At 71.4% G+C, this 17,956-nt stretch carries 20 protein-coding genes; 8 read left to right on the forward strand and 12 right to left on the reverse strand.

From position 1 onward, the window contains the following. The first annotated feature begins 49 nt into the window (after positions 1-49). Complete coding sequence (locus VYL96_RS16680) at positions 50-637, forward strand: TetR/AcrR family transcriptional regulator (protein WP_165928466.1); 588 nt, start codon at positions 50-52, stop codon at positions 635-637. After that, on the forward strand, positions 634-2,205 hold the full coding sequence (locus VYL96_RS16685; RefSeq protein ID WP_243699659.1) for an MFS transporter: 1,572 nt from the start codon (positions 634-636) through the stop codon (positions 2,203-2,205). Before VYL96_RS16680 ends, VYL96_RS16685 begins: the two co-directional genes overlap by 4 nt. 33 nt (positions 2,206-2,238) lie before the next feature. Here the strand turns inward: VYL96_RS16685 and VYL96_RS16690 are convergent, their stop codons facing one another. The 3 genes from VYL96_RS16690 to VYL96_RS16700 are packed head-to-tail and all read right to left on the reverse strand — an operon-like array spanning position 2,239 to position 3,324. Next, a complete protein-coding gene (locus VYL96_RS16690; RefSeq protein WP_329438347.1) occupies positions 2,239-2,490 on the reverse strand; it encodes a hypothetical protein in 252 nt (83 codons plus the stop codon). A 5-nt stretch (positions 2,491-2,495) separates the two neighbouring features. Then, positions 2,496-2,621 carry a hypothetical protein gene (locus VYL96_RS16695; protein WP_259842282.1) on the reverse strand — a complete coding sequence of 42 codons (126 nt, stop codon included), beginning with the start codon at positions 2,619-2,621 and terminating at the stop codon, positions 2,496-2,498. A gap of 4 nt (positions 2,622-2,625) precedes the next feature. Continuing rightward, positions 2,626-3,324, reverse strand: coding sequence for a type 1 glutamine amidotransferase domain-containing protein (locus tag VYL96_RS16700; protein ID WP_131885637.1), 699 nt, complete (start codon positions 3,322-3,324; stop codon positions 2,626-2,628). A gap of 901 nt (positions 3,325-4,225) precedes the next feature. Between VYL96_RS16700 and VYL96_RS16705 the strand changes: the two genes are divergently transcribed. Both VYL96_RS16705 and VYL96_RS16710 read left to right on the forward strand, forming a co-directional pair. Beyond that, entirely contained in the window at positions 4,226-4,555 is a 330-nt protein-coding gene (locus VYL96_RS16705; protein ID WP_061228383.1) for a hypothetical protein, read from the forward strand. Positions 4,556-4,632: 77 nt separating this feature from the next. Beyond that, the gene (locus tag VYL96_RS16710; protein WP_063935471.1) at positions 4,633-5,190 is read left to right on the forward strand and encodes a GNAT family N-acetyltransferase; all 558 of its coding nucleotides are present in this window, start codon (positions 4,633-4,635) and stop codon (positions 5,188-5,190) included. Between the two features lie 19 nt (positions 5,191-5,209). Here the strand turns inward: VYL96_RS16710 and VYL96_RS16715 are convergent, their stop codons facing one another. Next, entirely contained in the window at positions 5,210-5,662 is a 453-nt protein-coding gene (locus tag VYL96_RS16715) for a MarR family winged helix-turn-helix transcriptional regulator (RefSeq protein ID WP_243699658.1), read from the reverse strand. 73 nt (positions 5,663-5,735) lie between these two features. Between VYL96_RS16715 and VYL96_RS16720 the strand changes: the two genes are divergently transcribed. Next, positions 5,736-6,980: a cytochrome P450 gene (locus VYL96_RS16720; protein WP_131885636.1), complete on the forward strand. Its 1,245-nt coding sequence runs from the start codon at positions 5,736-5,738 to the stop codon at positions 6,978-6,980. 9 nt (positions 6,981-6,989) lie between these two features. Here the strand turns inward: VYL96_RS16720 and VYL96_RS16725 are convergent, their stop codons facing one another. Next, the gene (locus VYL96_RS16725) at positions 6,990-7,274 is read right to left on the reverse strand and encodes a branched-chain amino acid transport AzlD family protein (protein ID WP_061913514.1); all 285 of its coding nucleotides are present in this window, start codon (positions 7,272-7,274) and stop codon (positions 6,990-6,992) included. Positions 7,275-7,318: 44 nt separating this feature from the next. Next, entirely contained in the window at positions 7,319-8,089 is a 771-nt protein-coding gene (locus VYL96_RS16730; RefSeq protein WP_063935469.1) for an AzlC family ABC transporter permease, read from the reverse strand. Positions 8,090-8,173: 84 nt separating this feature from the next. On the opposite strand from VYL96_RS16730, the gene VYL96_RS16735 reads away from it, so the two are divergent. Beyond that, entirely contained in the window at positions 8,174-8,590 is a 417-nt protein-coding gene (locus tag VYL96_RS16735; protein WP_063935468.1) for a VOC family protein, read from the forward strand. 21 nt (positions 8,591-8,611) lie between these two features. Here the strand turns inward: VYL96_RS16735 and VYL96_RS16740 are convergent, their stop codons facing one another. Together VYL96_RS16740 and VYL96_RS16745 are read right to left on the reverse strand one after the other, a co-directional pair. After that, positions 8,612-9,874, reverse strand: a complete 1,263-nt coding sequence (locus tag VYL96_RS16740) for an MFS transporter (protein ID WP_243699657.1) — start codon at positions 9,872-9,874, stop codon at positions 8,612-8,614. Positions 9,875-9,948: 74 nt separating this feature from the next. Next, a complete protein-coding gene (locus tag VYL96_RS16745) occupies positions 9,949-10,581 on the reverse strand; it encodes a YqgE/AlgH family protein (protein WP_063935467.1) in 633 nt (210 codons plus the stop codon). A 103-nt stretch (positions 10,582-10,684) separates the two neighbouring features. Here VYL96_RS16745 and VYL96_RS16750 point away from each other — a divergent pair, with 103 nt between their 5' ends. Beyond that, entirely contained in the window at positions 10,685-12,070 is a 1,386-nt protein-coding gene (locus VYL96_RS16750) for an MFS transporter (RefSeq protein ID WP_131885635.1), read from the forward strand. Here the strand turns inward: VYL96_RS16750 and VYL96_RS16755 are convergent. From VYL96_RS16755 to VYL96_RS16770, 4 genes are all read right to left on the reverse strand, one after another. Beyond that, a complete protein-coding gene (locus VYL96_RS16755) occupies positions 12,020-13,228 on the reverse strand; it encodes a hypothetical protein (RefSeq protein WP_131885634.1) in 1,209 nt (402 codons plus the stop codon). The genes VYL96_RS16750 and VYL96_RS16755 overlap by 51 nt on opposite strands. A 131-nt stretch (positions 13,229-13,359) precedes the next feature. Further along, on the reverse strand, positions 13,360-14,640 hold the full coding sequence (locus VYL96_RS16760) for a glycosyltransferase 87 family protein (RefSeq protein ID WP_063972722.1): 1,281 nt from the start codon (positions 14,638-14,640) through the stop codon (positions 13,360-13,362). Then, positions 14,637-16,190: a CCA tRNA nucleotidyltransferase gene (locus VYL96_RS16765; protein ID WP_207913561.1), complete on the reverse strand. Its 1,554-nt coding sequence runs from the start codon at positions 16,188-16,190 to the stop codon at positions 14,637-14,639. The genes VYL96_RS16760 and VYL96_RS16765 overlap by 4 nt, the downstream gene beginning before the upstream one ends. A 196-nt stretch (positions 16,191-16,386) precedes the next feature. Next, positions 16,387-16,719: a putative quinol monooxygenase gene (locus VYL96_RS16770; protein WP_061913341.1), complete on the reverse strand. Its 333-nt coding sequence runs from the start codon at positions 16,717-16,719 to the stop codon at positions 16,387-16,389. 181 nt (positions 16,720-16,900) lie between these two features. Here VYL96_RS16770 and VYL96_RS16775 point away from each other — a divergent pair, with 181 nt between their 5' ends. Beyond that, on the forward strand, positions 16,901-17,932 hold the full coding sequence (locus VYL96_RS16775; RefSeq protein ID WP_131885633.1) for an alpha/beta hydrolase: 1,032 nt from the start codon (positions 16,901-16,903) through the stop codon (positions 17,930-17,932). Positions 17,933-17,956: the final 24 nt, after the last annotated feature.

Consider the following 17,956-nt stretch of genomic DNA (forward strand, 5'->3'; position numbering starts at 1 on the left):
TGCTGTACATTCGTACGCGTACTTTTGTACGGCAACGATGGGAGATCTCGTGACAGCCTCCGGACGCACCCGCGACCCCGAAAAACGCATCCGCGACATCGGGCGCGCGGCCGCCGACCTCATCGCCGAGAACGGCGTGGAGGCGCTCACGCACCGCGCGGTGGCGGCCCGGGCCGGCGTGGCCGTGGGCACCACCACCCGCTACTTCGCGGCCATCGACGACCTGCGCCGCCACGCTCTGGAGTACCTCGCCGACCGGGTCGACCGCGACCTCGCCGAGCTCGCCGAGGGGCTGGCCGTCACCGACGACCCCATCGCCTACCTCGCCGCCGCCGCCAACGCTGACCTCTCCGATCATCAGACGGTGCTGGCGGAGTGCTCGCTCGAGTACGCGGGCCTGTTCGAGGAGGACTTCCGTGATCTCGCCCTGCGCTGGTACACCGGCCTGACCGAGCTCCTCGCCCCCTATTTCGGGCGCGCCCGCTCCGAGATGCTGGCCATGTGCCTGGACGGGGTCTACATCAACACCGCACTCACCGTCACCCCGCCCGATGCCGTCCGCCTCGAGGCGACGATCCGTGCCCTGACCACCATGCCCGACATCACCGACGCACCCGACGAGGACCCCTCCGCATGAGCGGCACCACCGCCCCTACGCGCGACGCGATGCACGCCGACCCGCATATCGTGGGTTCCTACGACCCGTCGCGTCGCTGGCTCGGCCTGGCCACGCTGGCCTTCTCCCTGCTGGCCATCACCACGGACATGACCATCCTCAACGTGGCGATCCCCGCGATGTCGGCCGACCTGCAACCCACCGCCTCGGAACAGCTGTGGATCATCGACGCCTACTCGCTGGTCATGGCGGGTCTGCTCATCTCCATGTCCTCCATCGGCGACCGCTGGGGCCGCAAGCGGATGCTCATGACCGGGTACGTGCTCATCGCACTCGCCTCTGCCCTGGTACTGCTCGCCGAGTCCCCCGGGTACGTCATCGCGCTGCGCGTTCTCCTGGGCGTCGGCGCGGCCATGGTCATGCCGTCCACGCTGTCGCTGCTGCGAGTGACCTTCACCGACACCCGTGAACGCGCCACCGCGTTAGCCGTGTGGGCTGCCGTCGCCGGCATCGGCGCCGCCGTGGGCCCGCTGCTCGGCGGGTTCCTGTTGGAGACGTTCCACTGGCAGGCGGCGTTCCTGGTGAGCGTGCCGATGATGGTCATCGCCTTTGTCAGCGCAGTCGTCACCGTCCCGGAATCCCGCGTCCCCGAGCCCGGACCCTGGGACCCGTTCGCCGCGGCGCTGACCCTCATCGGGATGTCGACCACTATCTGGGCCGTCAAGAAGTTCAGTGAGGAGGCGTCGATGACCTACGTCCCGGCGTGGATCGCCCTCGCCGTGGGCCTGGGGGCGCTGTCCTGGTTCGTCCGGCGCTGCCTGCGCTCGGACTCGCCACTGCTGGACGTGACGATGTTCCGCCACCGCATCTTCTCGGCCGGCGTCCTGGCTGCCCTCGTCGCGAGTTTCTCCATGTCCGCCGGCCTGTTGCTGCTGGCCCAGTGGTTGCAGCTGGTCAACGGCGCGAGTGCGTTCGAGTCCGGCCTGCAGCTCATGCCGCTGGCGCTGGCCGCCGCCGTCACCTCGCTGCTGGCGCCGGTGGCCTCGGAGCGGATCGGCATGCGCTCCACGATCTTCCTCGCCCTGTTCGTCACCGGCGCCGGCATGGTCTTCCTCGGCCTCCGCGGCGAGGACCTGGACCTGACCTCGGTGTTCATCGCCCTCGCCCTGATCGGGGCCGGGATCGGAGCGCTCGCGCTGGCCTCCTCCATGATCATGGGCGGTGTCCCGCGGTCGAAGGCCGGAAACGCCGCCGCCATGGAGGACACGGCGTATGAGTTCGGCGCCGTCCTGGGCATCGCCCTCCTGGGCTCTCTGGCCTCGTTCCTCTACCGTCGGGAGCTCGGGACCCCGGCCGAAGCACTGGTCCTGGGCCAGGAGGCGACGGAGGCTGCCCGCGACTCGCTGGGCGGGGCCGTGGCCGTGGCCGAGGCCGCTCGACTACCGGACCTTGCGGTCCGCGCGGGCGAGGCCTTCACCTCCGGACTGGGGGTGACGGGACTGATCGGCGGGGCGATCCTGCTGACGTTCGCGTTCGTGGTGTTCGCCCTGACCCCGAAGGGCACCATGCTCGCGGATCTGGAGCACTGACAGACCAGCTGCGCCCGGCGGCGAGGAACTCCACTAAACGATCGTGATCTCGCGCGCGTGCCGGGGGTCGCAGTGGGCGACCCGGTGCCGGACAAAGCTCGTCCGGCCGATCGGTCCGCTGATGAAGTCGCGGTGGGCGTGGAGTGCGTCGGGTTCGAAGTTCTCCGGGTCGCCGTGCGTGGACAGTAGCCAGTCGCGGAAGTGCTCGCGGTGCTCGGACAGTCCGTAGCCCAGCAGCCCGAAGACGTGGGTGCGGTACCCGGCCTCGGTGCGACCGGGCACCACGACCGCTAGATGTCCGACGACGAGGGCGTTTTGTGGTTGAGGACGACGGGTTCGCCCTCGCTGTGGACGCCGAACTCGATCCGGTGGCCGCCGATGACGGCGTCGCGGTCGACGGTGTGCTGCACCGGCACCGGGTCAGCCGAGGTCGGACACGATGCGCTTGGCCAGTTCCTCGGAAGACTGCGGGTTCTGGCCGGTGTAGACGTTTCGGTCCACGACCACGTGCGAGCTCCACGGCTCGGCGGCCTTGGAGTAGTTCGCTCCCAGCTCGACGAGCTTGTCCTCGAGCAGCCAGGGCGCGTTGGCGGCCAGGCCCACCTGCTCCTCCTCGTCGTTGGAGAACCCGGTCATCGTGTAGCCGGCGAACGGAGAGGAGGCCGGGTCATCGGACGCGGCGAGCACCGCGGCCGGCGCGTGGCACAGGAGCGCGACGTGCTTGCCCCCGCTGACGCGCTCCCGGAGGATCGCCCCGGAGGTCTTGTCGACGGCGAGGTCCTCCAGCGGGCCGTGGCCGCCCGGGTAGAACACCACGTCGAACTCGTTGTGGTCGACGCTCGCCAGGTCGGTCGGCGCCTCGAGGACCTGAGCGAGGCGGTCGAGGGAGGCACGGACGTGCTGCAGGGTCTCGGGGTCGCCCGCGCCCTCGTCGAGGCTCGCCTGGTCGACGGAGGGGGTGCGGCCGCCCGGCGTGGCCACGGTGATGGACCATCCGGCGTCGGAGAACACCTCGTAGGGGGCCACGAACTCCTCGGCCCAGAAGCCCGTCGGGTGCTGGGAACCGTCCTTGAGAGTCCAGTGGTCGGCTGCGGACAGGATCATCAGTACGTTCACCATGAGCGCGACCCTACTGATCCGAGACGGCCTCGCAAGTGGTCTCACCGAGTCACCTCGCGCGTGACCTCGCCCACAGATATATACATCTTCACCTGAACCACATGTGACAGAGGATGACATTCGCGATCCCGCTACCAGCACCTTTCTGCCGCGCGAGCGATTGGCGACATATCAGCAGGTCAGGACGGGTGCGGTCCGGAAGGCTGCTTAGGGAGCAAAACGTTGAAGAGCGGTGGGGCGACCCTTAGCGTTCACGCGGCATGAGCTGAGCGGCTCACGCGAGTCGAGGGGTGACCCGGGCCCCTCCCGGTGCATTGAAGGAGTTCTCGTTGGCCACAAAGCCCGTCTTGCTCCATCGCACTGCTCCACTCACCGTCCTGACCGGTCTGGCACTGCTGGGGTTCTCGGCAGGGGCGGGAATCGCATGGATGACTGGGGCTACCGCCTCAGCATCCACGAACCACCGCGCGGATCCTTCCGTCGCGCAAGCGGGTTTGGTCTCTCCGACGACAACCGACCCGACGTCCACAGCGGCCACATCGACTCCGGCGACGTCGACAGCACGCGTAGATGCCAAATCGCCGGAGTCTTCGAGATCCGAGGGGCCCTCGCCCGGGCCGGCGCCTGCTTCCGCACCCGCGCCCGCCGTCCGCGTGCCAGTGGCGCCCGTACAACCACCCGTGCGGCCTCGGTACACGCCGGCTCCCGCGCCGCAGCCTGTGCCGCCACCCGCACCAGCGCGGGCGCCGGCGCCCGCACCGATAGTGCCAGCAGCGCCTGAGCTGCCTCCGATCAACATTCCACTACTACCCGTCAATCCTCAGCCACCCATCCAGCCGCGGCACGTCACCCTCGGCTGAATCTCGCCAGAGAAAAATCCGAACATCAAGGAGAAAACACAATGATCCCCGCTGGAATCCTCGCCGCCATCGCCGCGATCGGGACCACGATCACGGCCGCCCTCGTCGGTCTCGGACCCGCTGCCGCGTCCGTGGCCGGGCCGGCCATCGCCGCCGGCCCGCCCGCGGTCGCCGGCGTTGCCGCGGCGGCGCTGGGCGGTGCCGGCAGCCTCGGCGCGCTCGGCGTCGGTGCCGGCGCCGCCGGCACCAATCCCCATGTGGCCGGCGGCCTCCAGAACGCCGGCGCCCAGATGTACAACGATGCGGTCGGGTCGGTCGCGGGTGCCGTCAACGGCCTCAACATCCCCGGCGTGCACATTCAAGTGAACTGACCCGCCGATCAGCGCTCGGCCCCGCCGGATCCCGACTCAGATCGGATCCAGCGGGGCCACAGTGTTTCAATTGGGCGGTGACCAGCGTGACCTACCTTCAGCAGACCACCGCGGATCAGCTACGGCCGGCCGATCCCGTCGACCTCACCATCACGCGCGTCTTTCCCGCCGAGCCCACCTTCAATGAGCGGATGTACCGCGAGATCGGCAGCGACTGGAAGTGGGGCGACCGCCTCGACTGGTCGCAGGGTCGCTGGGACTCCTACTGCTCCGACCCGTGCGTCAGCACCCTTCGAGCAAGACTGGGCGACGAGGTCGTCGGCTACGCAGAACTGCGCATGAGCCCCTGCGACAGCGCAGCCGACGCTGCCACCGCAGCCGGGATCGGACCCGCCGGTGACGGAGTCGACGTGGAGATCGTCTACTTCGGCATCCTGCCCGCTTTCGCCGGCGGCGGCCTGGGCGGCTGGTTCCTCTCCGAGGTCTGCCGCATCGCCTGGAACGTCCCGGGCTGCCGTCGAGTGTGGCTTCACACCTGCGACGACGACTCCCCCGCCGCCATCCCCAACTACCTCGCCCGCGGGTTCGTCGAATACGCCCGAGCTGGCACTGGCTGCTACGCCTGCACTGCGTGATCCAACGAGCGGGCCCGGCTCACTGCTCCGGAAGCCGACTCAGCGCCCGCCCACTCATCCGCGAGATCAACTTCTCCGCGACCGCCCCGAACGCCTGCAGCTCGTCGTCGTCGAATCCCTCGAACAACCAGTCGGCGAGGCCGACGCGCGCCGTCACCACCTCATCAACGATCCGTCGCGACTTCTCCGTCAGGCTCACCAACCGCACCCGCCGGTCATCCGGCGGCATCGTTCGCTCCACGTGACCACTCGCCACCAGGCCGTCCACCAGCGCCGTCACCTGGCGCGGTGAGCAATCGAGGTACGTCGCCAGCTCCACCTGCTTGCACTCACCCTGCAGGCCCAGCACGAACAGCAACTCCAGCCGCGGCACCGTCAACCCGTAGTTCGCCGCCGCGCGCGCGATGTGCCCGGCCATCTGCTCGGAGAGCATCAACGCGCGATCGAGAACTTCCCTCGACGATAGTGCCACGTGTATATAGTTACCACTATTCACGGTTTCATCCCCGCCGGGGGCCGGTGGGCGACCAGTCCCAGGAGACACCATGGACGTGACCATCCCGGCGGGCTTCGACTTCACCGACCCGGACCTGTTCGAGAAGCGACTCCCGCACGACGAGTGGCGCCAGCTCCGGCGGACACAACCCATCCACCGCGTGGACAAGCGCCCCGGCTCCGACGGGTTCGACGACGACCACTACTGGCTCGTCACCAGGCACGCCGACGTCAAGGAGATCTCCCGGCTGACCGGCGAGATCTTCTCCGCGGGGGAGAACACGATGATCCCGCGGTTCGCCGAGGGCACCCCGCGCGAGATCATCGAGGCCCAGCGCGCGATGCTCGTCAACGAGGACGGCGAGATCCACAAGAAGCACCGCCGGATCATCTCCCGCGGCTTCACCCCCCGCGGCGTCGCCGGCATGCGCGACGAACTCGCCGACCGGGCGCGCAAGATCGTCACCGCCGCCGCCGAGAGCAACGCCGACGACTTCGTCACCTCCATCGCCTCCGAGCTGCCACTCCAGGCGATCGCCGACCTGCTGGGTGTGCCGCAGGAGGACCGCCACAAGATCTTCGAGTGGTCCAACATCATGACCAGCTACGACGCCGGCGGTGACCCCGACGCACCCGCCATCGCGTCCATGGAGCTCATCGGGTACGCCAACGCCATGGCCGAGGACCGTGCCGCCAACCCGCGCGACGACATCGTCACCAAGCTCGTCCAGGCCGACGTCGACGGCGAACACCTCTCCGCCGAGGAGTTCGGCTGGTTCGTCACCCTCTTGGCCGTGGCCGGGAACGAGACCACCCGCAACGCCACCACACACGGCATGGTCGCGATGCTCGAACACCCCGAGCAGTGGGAACTGTTCAAGCGTGAGCGGCCCGAGACCGCCTACGACGAGATCCTCCGCTGGGCCTCGCCGATCACCCAGTTCCAGCGCACCGCCATGGAGGACACCGAGATCGGCGGGTTGCCCATCGCCAAGGGCGACCGTGTGCTGATCTGCTACGGGTCGGCGAACTTCGACGAGGAGGTCTTCGACGACCCGTTCACGTTCACCATCCTCCGCGACCCGAACCCGCACGTGACCTTCGGCGGCCAGGGCCCGCACTACTGCCTGGGCGCGAATCTCGCGAAGATGCAGCTCGAACTGATCTTCAACGCCGTCGCCGACCACCTGCCGGACCTCACCGCGCTCGGCGATCCCAAGCGCCTGCGCTCCGGGTGGCTCAACGGCCTCACCGAGTGGAAGGTCGACCTGGGCGTGTGCCCCGTGGCGAGCTGACCAGCCCGCTCAGGCCAGCCACGCCTGCAGCACCATGTACGTCGCCGTGCCCAGCACGATGCTCGCGGCGGCGCGCCGGAACGCCAGGTGCACGCCCAACGTGAGCGCGAGCGCGACGGTCGCCGGCACCCACGAGCCGAGCGCCGTGGTGGTGTCGCGCAGGGTGTAGACCACCAGCACCACCATCACGCCGGCCGGCATGGTGCGGCCGAGATAGCGGACGACGCCCGAGTCGCGGAGGCGGGTGAGCGCGACGAACGGAGCGGCCCGCAGCGCCACGGTGACGAGGAACATAACGCCCAACCCGGCGAGGAGGTAGGCGGTCCCGGGGACGGCGGTCACGCGACATCACTCCCGGGCCGCTCGGTCCGCCCGGTGTGCTGCGTCTGTTCGGCGTTCTCCGCCTGCCCGGTCCGCTGCAGCCACGCGTACCGCACCAGCAGCACGCCCACGAACGCGCACAGGCCCACGATGAGCATCTGGTCGGGCGCCACCACGGCGGCGACCAGACCGCACACCAGGCCGATCACCGGTGCAGGCAGGTCGCCGGACGACCGCCACGCGTCCACGGCCAGCACGGCGAACAACCCGGTCAGCGCGAACTGCAACCCGTCCAACCCCTCGGGCAGGGCGGTGCCGACGAGCGCTCCGATCACGCCCGGGATCACCCACAGGGACTGGCAGGTGATCGCGATGGTCAGCGTCCGCGGACCGCTCATCTCCGCGCGCCGCTTGGTCGACGTGATCGCGTAGACCTCGTCGGTGAGCGCGTACACGGCGTACAGCCGACCCAGCCGTGAACGGATGGCCTCGAGCGGGAAGCTCAGGCCGTAGAAGACGTGCCGGAAATTCACCAGGAACGCGGCGGCGGCCAGCGAGTACAGGGGAGTGACGGCGGTGAGCAGACCGATCGCCAGGAACTCCATCGACCCGGCGTAGATCACCAGGGAGAACACGGGCGCCCACCACCAATCGAACCCCGCCTGGGTCATCAACACCCCGAACGCCAGCCCGAGCGGCACGAGTCCGAGCCCGACGGTCGAGCAGTCGGCCAGACCCTTGCGGATCTCGCCGCGGATCCCTGCGCTGGTGGAGAGGCTGGTCGACACGCCGGGCAGTCTAGCCAGCCACGATTTCGCATCACCCCCGACAGAGGCCTTCCGCTGCCCGGCCGGCGGGCGCAGACTCGACCCATGGACGAACAGTCGGGCGACGCGCCCGCGCCGACGGTGTGGCACTGTTTCCGGTGCTCGGATTCCCGGACGGTGATCGCCTGGCTGGTCGCGGCTCTGGGGTTCGTGGAGACGGCGCGCTACTCCGAGGACGGCGTGGTGACCCACGCGGAGCTCCTGTGGCCCGAGGGCGGAGGCGTGATGCTGGGTGACGCGGGACGTGGCGCGGACGATCCGCACGCCTCGCCACCCGGCACCGGTCTGGCCTACGTCGTGACCGCCGACTCGGAGAAGGTGTACCGCAGGGCCGTGGGCGCCGGGGCGGAGGTGGTGCTGGCGCTGCAGGACACGGACTACGGGGATCGCACCTTCTCCGTGCGGGACCCGGAGGGCAACGTGTGGTCGGTGGGGCAGTACCGGGGCGCGCCTGCGCCCTGACGATGACGCGATGCGGGGCGGTCAGGCCCGCCGCTGGTCGGCGACGGGCACGAGCGGGATCGCCAGCGCCGCGATCACGGCCGCGCCGGCGAACACCGGCCAGTAGCCGACGGCGTCGATCACGGCGGCGACCAGGGGTGTGGACGCCGAGATCGCCACGAACTGGGTGGTGTTCTGCACCCCGAGCGCTCGGCCGCTCCAGCGGGGCCCGGCGAACTCGGCGACAGCGGTGAACGCCAGGCCGTTGTCGGATACCGACAGCACGGTGGCGATCACGCCGAGCGTCACCGCGATGACCCCGGGCGCGCCCAGTGCTTCCGCCGCCGCCAGCGCGGCCAGGCCGGCGGTCACCGAGATCGCCACGCCGCGGATGGGTGTCGTGCGGGACCCCACTCGGTCCGACACCGCGCCCACCACGATCCGCGCGACCGCACCGAGCACCTGACTCACCGTCACCACGACGCCCGCGGACATCGCCGACCAACCGTGCCCCAGCACGAGCCACGTCAGCAGGAACGCCTGCAGCATGCCCTGTGGCACCACGAGCAGTACCGACACGCCGTGGACGCGGTACAGGTAGCCGGAGCCGCGGTAGGGCGACCCTTCGGTCGCCGCGCCACTCACCGCCTCACCGTCAGCGGCAGTCGCCGCGCCACTCACCGCCTCGGCGCCCGCGTCGCGCGTGGCCTCGGGTGGAGGCGGATCGGTGACGACGACGAGGGCCGCCACCGCCGAAACGGCTGCCATCGCCAGGGGGAGCGCGAACGCCGCGCCCAGACCGTACGACTGCGCGAGCAGCGGCATGGTCATGGCCGCGACCGCGGATCCGGCCGGCTGCGACATCTGGCGGACGCCCATGGCGAGCCCGCGGCGGTTCGCGGGGAACCAGCTCACGACCAGTCGCCCGCTCGCCGAGTTACCTGAGGCGGTAAAGGCACCCGTGATCAGCAGCAGCGCCGCCAGAAATGCGAACGAGTCAACGAACAGAGCCGCGGCGAGGGTGACGGCGGCACCGACCGACCCGGCGACCAGGACGACCTTCTCCCCGGCACGATCGACGAGCCAGCCCCACGCGATCAGCGCCGCGGCCATGCCGACCAGCGGCATCGCGACCAGGATCCCGCCCTGCGAGAGGGACAGTCCCATAACGCTCGTGAGGTGGGGGAGCAGGAAGCCGACGCCGATCACGAACGCCGATCCGGACGCGGCGACGAACGTGGCCACGGCCAGCACCAACCAGTGCCGGGCCGTCACCGTCGTCGACTCACCGTCCACCGTCTCCACCTGCAGGAGCTTATGCCACTGCCCACAATACGGAAACACTGTCCCGAATCGTGAGATCGCGCACGGCTTCTATGTCAGTTGAGGTCGCCGTCCTGCAGGTATGTGGCGTACAGGGGCAGGGGCATCTCCTGGCGGCGCAGCACCGCACCCCACACGTCGACGCGGGCGGGCGCGAGCAGGTCGCTGGGCAGGCTGGGCGCGACGTACCAGTCGCCGCGGTCGAGCTCGTCCTGCAACTGACCCGGCGCCCAGCCGGTGTACCCGACGAACACCCGCACGCCGTCGATGTGCTCCCGCAGGAGGTCGGGGTCGCTGTCCAGGTCCACGACGTGCACGCGGCCCTCGATCTGCTGGAGCCCGCTGAACCGGTGGCCGTCGACGCCGGCGCTCAACACGACCAGGGCGATGCCGGTGTCGGGCTTGACGGGTCCTCCGATGTGGAACACGGACGGGGGAGCACACATCTCGGACCAGGCGGGCAGGATCTCCTCGACGTCGGTCTCGCTGCGTCGGGTGATCACCACGCCCAGCGATCCGGAATGGTCGTGTTCGATCATGTAGATGATCGCGCGCCGGAAGTTCGGGTCGGGCATGTCGGGCGCGGCGATGAGCAGTGAACCGGCGACGGGATCGCGCTTGTCCATGGCGTCGTAGAGGCGGTCGCCGAACAGTCCACCGCCGCTCAGATCATCCGGTCCCGTGTCCATGTATCCATGATGCCCCCGCCGTCGCCGGGCCACACGCGCGTCCCCTCGATCGGGTTCCGCCGCGGTGGCCGGTGGCCCGGCCGCGAGCACTACCGTGACTCTCGTGACCTCACCGCCCACCGATCCGGCCGTACCCACACGGGGCCGCCTGGCCGCCGCCCTGGGCGAGTCCGATGGTCTGGGTCGGCTGTCGACGGCGCGGTTGGCGGCGTTGCTCAGCGAGGGGATCCATCAGGCCGCCCTCGGCGGGATCGTGCTGTTCAGCCCGGAGTCCGGTACCACTCCAGCGGCGATCGTGGGCGGGTTCGCGGTGATGCTGCTGCCCTATTCGATCGTCGGGCCCTTCGCCGCGGCCGCGCTGGACCGGTGGGACCGCCGGGTCGTGGTGGCCGTCGCCGCCCTGGCGCGGACCCTGGCGATCGTGGCGACCATCGCGCTCATCGCCGCCGGTGCCGTCCACTCGGGCGTGGGTCTGGCGGTGTTGTTCGCGCTGTCCCTCGTGGCGATCGGTCTGGGCCGGCTCATCAACACCGGGATGACCGCGGCGATGCCGAAGGTGGTGCCGGACCGGCTCCTCGCCGCCACCAACTCGGTGCTGGTGACGGTCGGTTCGGTCATCACCGCGGTGGGCGCGGTCGCGGCGTTCGCGGTGCTCGCCGTCCTGGGCGCGGGCGACTCCGCGGTCTCGTGGACCCTCGTGCCGTCCGTGGTTTCCGCGTTGGCGGGGGTGTGGGCGGTCCTGGCCCTGCCGCCGCGCCACCTGGGACCCGACGACGACGAGCGCCTCTGCCACCCGGACGAGGCCGTGACCCGCCGTGCCGTCCGGGCGTTCGCCGGGGGGCTCGCCGAGGGCGTCCGGGCCGCCCGTTCCTCGGCTCTGGTGTGGGTGTCGTTGACCGGCGTGACGCTCGGGCGGGTCGCGTTCGGCATCACGACGATGCTGGCGATCCTGCTCCTGCGCGATGCCGAGTCCGGCGGGTCAGGCGGTCCGGTCGTCGCCGGGATGGGCGGCTTCGGCTTGATGTCGGCGGCCGTGGCCGCGGGCATGGGTCTGGCCGCGGTCGTCACCCCGTGGGCCATCGCCCGAGCCCGACGCGTCCTCGTCGTCGCCGCCGGGGCCACCGCATCCGCCGTCGCCCAGCTCGTCGTCGGACCGACCCTCGACCCGACGGTCCTGGTGGTCGGCGCGGTGGCGATCGGTCTGGGGGCGCAGGTGGTCAAGCTCGTCGCCGACAATGCCATGCAGACCGACGTCCCCGATGTCCGCCGAGGCGGCGTGTTCGCCCTCCAGGACGCGCTGTTCAACTCGGCGTTCGTCGTGGGCATGCTCGCGGTGCTTCCGCTCGTGCCTGCGGACGGCCGGTCGGTGTCACTGATGCTGGTGCCGGCGGTGCTGTACGCCGCCGCGGGCGTGATCGCGGTGGTGGTGGGCATCCGCTCAGGAGCCCAGGCCGAGCGAGCCCGCGGCGATCGAACCGCCGCCCACTGAGCCCCCACCCACTGAACCCGCGCCCACAGAGCCCGCGCCCACAGAGCCCGCGCCAGCGCTGCCTGCTCCGACCGACCCGACGCCGACGCTTCCGGCACCGACTGAGCCCCCGCCGCCCGACCCGGCCGCGGCGGACCCTGCGGCAGCCGATCCGGCCGCTGCCGAACCCGCGGCCGCGGAGCCGGCTCCGAGCGCGCCCGCGTCGATGACCCCGACATCCACCGAACCGGCCACCGACCCCGCGTCGACGTGCGGCAGCTCGACATGCGGGAGCTCGATGTGGGGCGGTTCGAAGTGCGGCAGCTCGATGCGCGGGGGTTCGAACGGCAGGGCGGTGTCGAGGCGACCGTTGCCGTCGACGTCCGCGACCGACAGCCAGCCGCCCCCCGTGTCGACCGTGATCGATCCGTCCTCCTCGACGACCGGGGCCGCCGGCTCAGCAACGGTCCCACCCTGGACCGGCGGGGGCGGCGGGCCCGGGGCGGGCTCGGTGACCGGGGGAGTCGACCATCTGGACGAGTCCGCGACCGCCGCGGAGCCGTGGTGGATCGCGCCGATCGCATCGGACAGCAGCGAGCCCCAGTCCGGCAGCGCCCCCAGGGACTGGGTACCGGCGGCGATCGCGTCCGACCCCGCGGCCAGTGCACCTTCGACGAGACCGCCCGATCCGTGTACCCCGGCGGCGATCGAGCCGGCCGCCAGGGAGCCGGCGCCGACGGAGCCGAGACCCGCGGATCCCGCGCCCACGGAGCCCCCGCCGACCGAGCCCCCGCCGACCGAGCCCGCGCCCACGGAGCCACCACCCACGCTCCCTGCGCCGACCGAGCCACCACCGACGCTGCCCGCGCCGACCGAGCCCGCGCCCGCAGCCCCCGCGCCGAGAGAACCCGCCGCGAGCGCCCCCACGCCACCCGCGTGAACGTTCCACACGCCGCGGTTGCCGTCGTCGGCGTAGGCGACCTGGCCGGCGGCACCGACATCGGTCACCACTCGGTCCGCCGTGCCGTCGAGGTCCGAGTCCCAGAGGGCGTCGTCGGCGTACCCATCGCCGTCGAAGTCCAGCCACAGCGCGTCCGGCGCGCCGATTCCGAGGGTGAGATCGGGCTCGCCCTGCCACTGCGTCGGCTCACCGACGCCGTCTCCGAAGAAGTAGTCCATGCGCCGATCGTGTCGCTCACGAACCGCACCGACCAGAGCCACCGGCCGATCTGTGGAGAGCCCACCGAGTTGTCCACAGGCCACGCGGAGCGCTTGACGCGATCCCGCCGGACAGGTCGGGGGAGGCGCGGTCAGCGGGCTAGCGCGCGGTCCAGCACCACGGGCTGGCGGGGGTCGCCGCCCAGATCGGGCCGGCCCAGGCGGGCCGCCCGCAGCCCGAGCACCACCAGGAACACCAGCGCCCAGATGAGGTAGGCGTTGCCGACGAGGTGCTCGACCGGGCTCCAGCCCAGCTCGCGGCCCTCGCTGTTCGGCACCCACCACTGGGGAGTCGCCAGGAAGATCACCACGCCGCTGGCGGCGAGGCCCAGCCAGAGGCGCTCGTCGCGGTCGCCCCGCCGCCCCGCACGGTCGGCCCACACCAGCGCGAGCACGACCGCCGGCACCGCCCACACCCAGTGGTGGCCCCACGACACGGGCGAGCAGAACAGCGCGACGTGACCCACCGCCACCGCAGCGGCGACCTCCTGACCAGACCGCAGCAGACGCCACGCGACCCACGCGATCCCCAACCCGATCGTGGCGGCCACGAGGAACCACACGATCGACGCGGCGGTGTCCTCGAGGCCGAGCCGGTAGACGACGCCGTTCACCGACTGGTTGGAGGTGAACGCGAGGCCGCCGATCCGCTCGGGATCACGGATGGCGAAGCTCCAGTAGCGGGCGGAGTCGTCAGGCGCGAGCAGGTGGCCGAGGCCGGTGAACGCCAGCGCGGACACCACCGCCGTGGCCAACCCTCGCCAGTCCCGCCGCAGGAAGAAGTACAGCAGGAACACCGCGGGCGTGAGCTTGATGGCCATCGCGAGCCCGGTGAGCGTGCCGCCCCACCACCGCCCGCGGCCGAGGATGACGTCGACCAGCACGAGCGCCATGAGGAACACGTTGACCTGCCCGAACCCGATCGTCTCCCGGACCGGGCCGGACCACAGCGCCACCACCATGACGGCGGCCGTGAGCCACCACAGCTCGCGCGCCGGCCGCTCGCACGTGCGCGTGAGCACCAGCTGCACGACGAGCGCCAGCACCGCGATGGTCGCCAGCGTGACGAGCGCGGACGCCACCGGCAGCGGCACCAGCGTGAGCAGCGAGAAGATCTGCGCGGACAGCGGGGGATAGGTGAACGGCAGGTGCGCGCCCTGCGCGAGCTGCGGCAGTTCGCCGTACAGCTCGCCGCCGTCGCGGAACACCTGTCCGCCGACGCGGTAGACGTCGAGGTCGATGCGGTACGGCGGGATCTGTTGCAGGCCGGGGACGCCGACGGTGTGCAGCAGCGTGCCGACAGCGGCGAGGACGACGACGACGAGGCGACCGACCGCCGACGAGAGGTAGCGGTCGACCGCTCCGCCGGTCACGCCGGGTCGCCGTTCTGCCGGTCCGTGTCGGATCCCCCGGCCGGCTGGTCCCCGCCGTTCTGCTCGGTCCACCACCGGAGGAGTTCGGCCTCGGCCTCGTCCCGGTCGAGCGGGCCGCGGTCCAGGCGGAGTTCCTTGAGGAACGCCCACGCTCGGCCGACGTCGGGACCGGGCCCCAGGCCGAGCAGGGTCATGATCTCGTTGCCGTCGAGGTCGGGGCGGACCCGGGCGAGGTCCTCCTTCTCCTCGATCTCGGCGATCCGCCTCTCCAGCGAGTCGTAGTTGGCCTGCAGCTTGGCCGCGCGGCGCCTGTTGCGGGTGGTGCAGTCGGCGCGCACGAGCCGGTGCAGGCGGGGGAGCAGGTGACCGGCGTCGGAGACGTAGCGGCGCACGGCCGAGTCGGTCCACTGGCCCTCGCCGTACCCGTGGAAGCGCAGGTGCAGGAACACCAGTCCCGAGACGTCCTCGATCATCTGCTTGGGGTATTTCAGGGCGCGCATGCGCTTGCGGACCATCTTGGCACCGACCACCTCGTGGTGGTGGAACGTCACGCCGCCGCCGGGTTTGGGCGCGCGGGTGGCCGGCTTGCCGATGTCGTGCAGCAGTGCGGCCCAGCGCAGGACGAGGTCGGGGCCCTCCGGCTCGAGGTCGATGGCCTGCTTGAGCACGGTCAGCGAATGCCAGTAGACGTCCTTGTGCTGCATGTGCTCGTCCCGCTCGAGCTTCATGCCGGGCACCTCGGGCAGCACGTGGTCGGCCAGGCCGGTCTCGCACAGCATGTTGATGCCGTCGATCGGGTAGTCGCCGAGGATGGTCTTGTCGAGCTCGGCCCGGACCCGCTCCGCGGTGATGCGGTCGATCTCCGCGGTCATCTCCGTCATCGCCCGGAACACGCGCGGCGCTAGGGTGAAGCCGAGCTGGGAGACGAAGCGGCACGCCCGCAGCATGCGCAGCGGGTCGTCGGCGAAGGACTGCTCGGGCGCGGCCGGGGTGTCGAGCACTCCGGCCAGTAGCGCGTCCATCCCGTTCAGCGGGTCGACGAACTCGTGCCGGCCGTCGGGGTGGAGACGCACCGCCATGGCGTTGACGGTGAAGTCGCGCCGCACCAGGTCCCCGTCGAGGGTGTCCCCGTAGACGACCTCGGGGTTGCGGGTGACCCCGTCGTAGGAGTCGGCGCGGAAGGTCGTGATCTCGATCTGCTGCTCGATCCCGTCGCCGTCCCGCTTGACGGCGGACAGGGTGCCGAACTCGATCCCCGTGTCCCACACCGCGTCCGCGTAGCGGTCGAGGATCTCCCGGACCGTCTCCGGGCGGGCGTCGGTCGTGAAGTCCAGGTCCGTGCCGAGACGCCCGAGCACGGCGTCGCGGACGCTGCCGCCCACGAGGTACAGCTCGTGCCCGGCCTCACCGAACGCCGCGGCCAGCGGGGACAGCACGTCGGCGAGCTGGTTGAGGGTGGTCTGGGCGCCGGCCAGCAGTCTGACCCGCCGGGCCTCGACCTCCGCCGGATCGGGCCTGGCGCCGGGGCCGTCCTGCAGACCCGAGAACACCGCGGCATCGTGTCGGTCGGAGGCGGCACGATCGTCGGCGGCGCTGCGATCGGAGGTCGGTCTGCGGGCTGTCACGGCGCTGACTTTACCGAGTGGGCCCGACATGTCCCTGCCGGGCGGAGAACCGGCGCGGGCCGCCCCCGGACGTGCCGGTTCGCCACCGCCCGCGGTCCGCCCGCTCGACCCGCCGCGGGTCTCAGTCGTCCGCCGCTACCGCCTTGGACCACAGCGGCTCGACCGCCTCGACCTCCGGCGGACCGCTCAGCAGGTCCCCCGCCTCCTCGAGATACCGCAGGTAGGCCGGGTTACCGAGGAACTCCTGCGCGGCGGCCGCGTCCCGGTAGTGCTGGAACACCACCATCACGTCCGGGTCGACGTACGAGGCGCACAGGACGTAGGCGCGATGCCCGTCGTTGGCCTGTACCGCCTCGGGCATGTGCCGACGCCACGCCTCGATCAGATCCTCGCGACGGCCCGGCTTGGCCCGGTGTCGCAGGACCAGGGCGTGCGCGGGCGGGCCAGAGCTCATACAGCGGACTCTAGCCGCGCCCGGGTAGCCGGTCCCGCCTCACGTGGCGCCCACCCCGTCACCCTGTGTTCGGTGACAGGAGTGACTTAGAGTGACGGGCGTGTCTCGTCGTCGTCGCCCCCGTCCACGCCTGTCACCCACTCGTCGGACCGGTGCCCCGGCCGCCGTCACCCTCGCGGCGGTGGCAGCTCTGACCGGCGCGGCGGTCACCCTGACCGCGGTCGTCCCCGGGACCGTCCCCGCGGCGGCCGCCCAGTCCTCCGGAGGGGTCGACACCTCCACCGCCCTGGGCTTCACCACCGCACCGCGACCCACGGCCCCGCCGCCTGACGACCGCTCCCGCCCGCAGGTCCTGCGCGTCCAGCCCGTGGAGGGCCGCAAGGTCCTCGCCGACGTGTGGTCGCCGGCCATGAACAAGGCGGTGCCGACGTTCGTCCTCCTCCCGGCGAGCGCGCGCCCGGCGCCGCTGCTGCTCCTGCTCAACGGCGTCGGCGGCGGCGAGGACCACGTCGGCTGGGCCTATCACACCGACTACCAGGACTTCTTCGCCGACAAGCACGTCCTCGTCGCCAGCCCCGAGGGCGGCCGGTTCAGCCTCTACACCGACTGGCAGCGACCCGACCCCGTCCTCGGCGTCAACCGCTGGCACACTTTCCTCGACTCCGAGCTGCCCGCCGCGCTCGCCGGCGCCTGGGGGCTCAACGGCACCCGCGGCGTGATCGGCGTGTCCATGTCCGGCGGCCCGGCCCTCACCCTCGCCGCGACCGGCCGTCACCACTACGCGGCCGCCGCGTCCCTGTCCGGGTTCCCCGAGGTCTCCTCGCCGCTCGGCCGCGCCGCCATGACGGCGATGGTGGCCCGCGGCGGCGGCAACGTCCACAACGCGTGGGGCGCCCCCGGGGACCCGGCGTGGCTCCACAACGACCCGTCGCACGACGTCGAGCGACTCCGCGGCACCGCCCTCTACCTCGCCTCCGCGCCGGGCAACCCCGGCCCCCACGACGCCGCGGAGTTCGGTTCGGCGACCCTCGTGATCGGCGCCCCCACCGAGCACGCCGCCGACCTGGGGACCCGCCACATGGCCGCCGCGCTGCGGGCCGGCGGCGTGCCGTTCACCTATGACCGCTACTCCAGCGGCGCGCACACCTTCGGCCTGTTCTCCCGCGAACTGCGCGACTCGTGGCGGGTCGTCGGACCGGCGCTCGGGGCCTGACCCCGCGCGGTCCGGCGACGGCAC

The sequence above is a fragment of the Dietzia maris genome, from assembly GCF_036287335.1.
GTDB lineage: Bacteria > Actinomycetota > Actinomycetes > Mycobacteriales > Mycobacteriaceae > Dietzia > Dietzia cinnamea.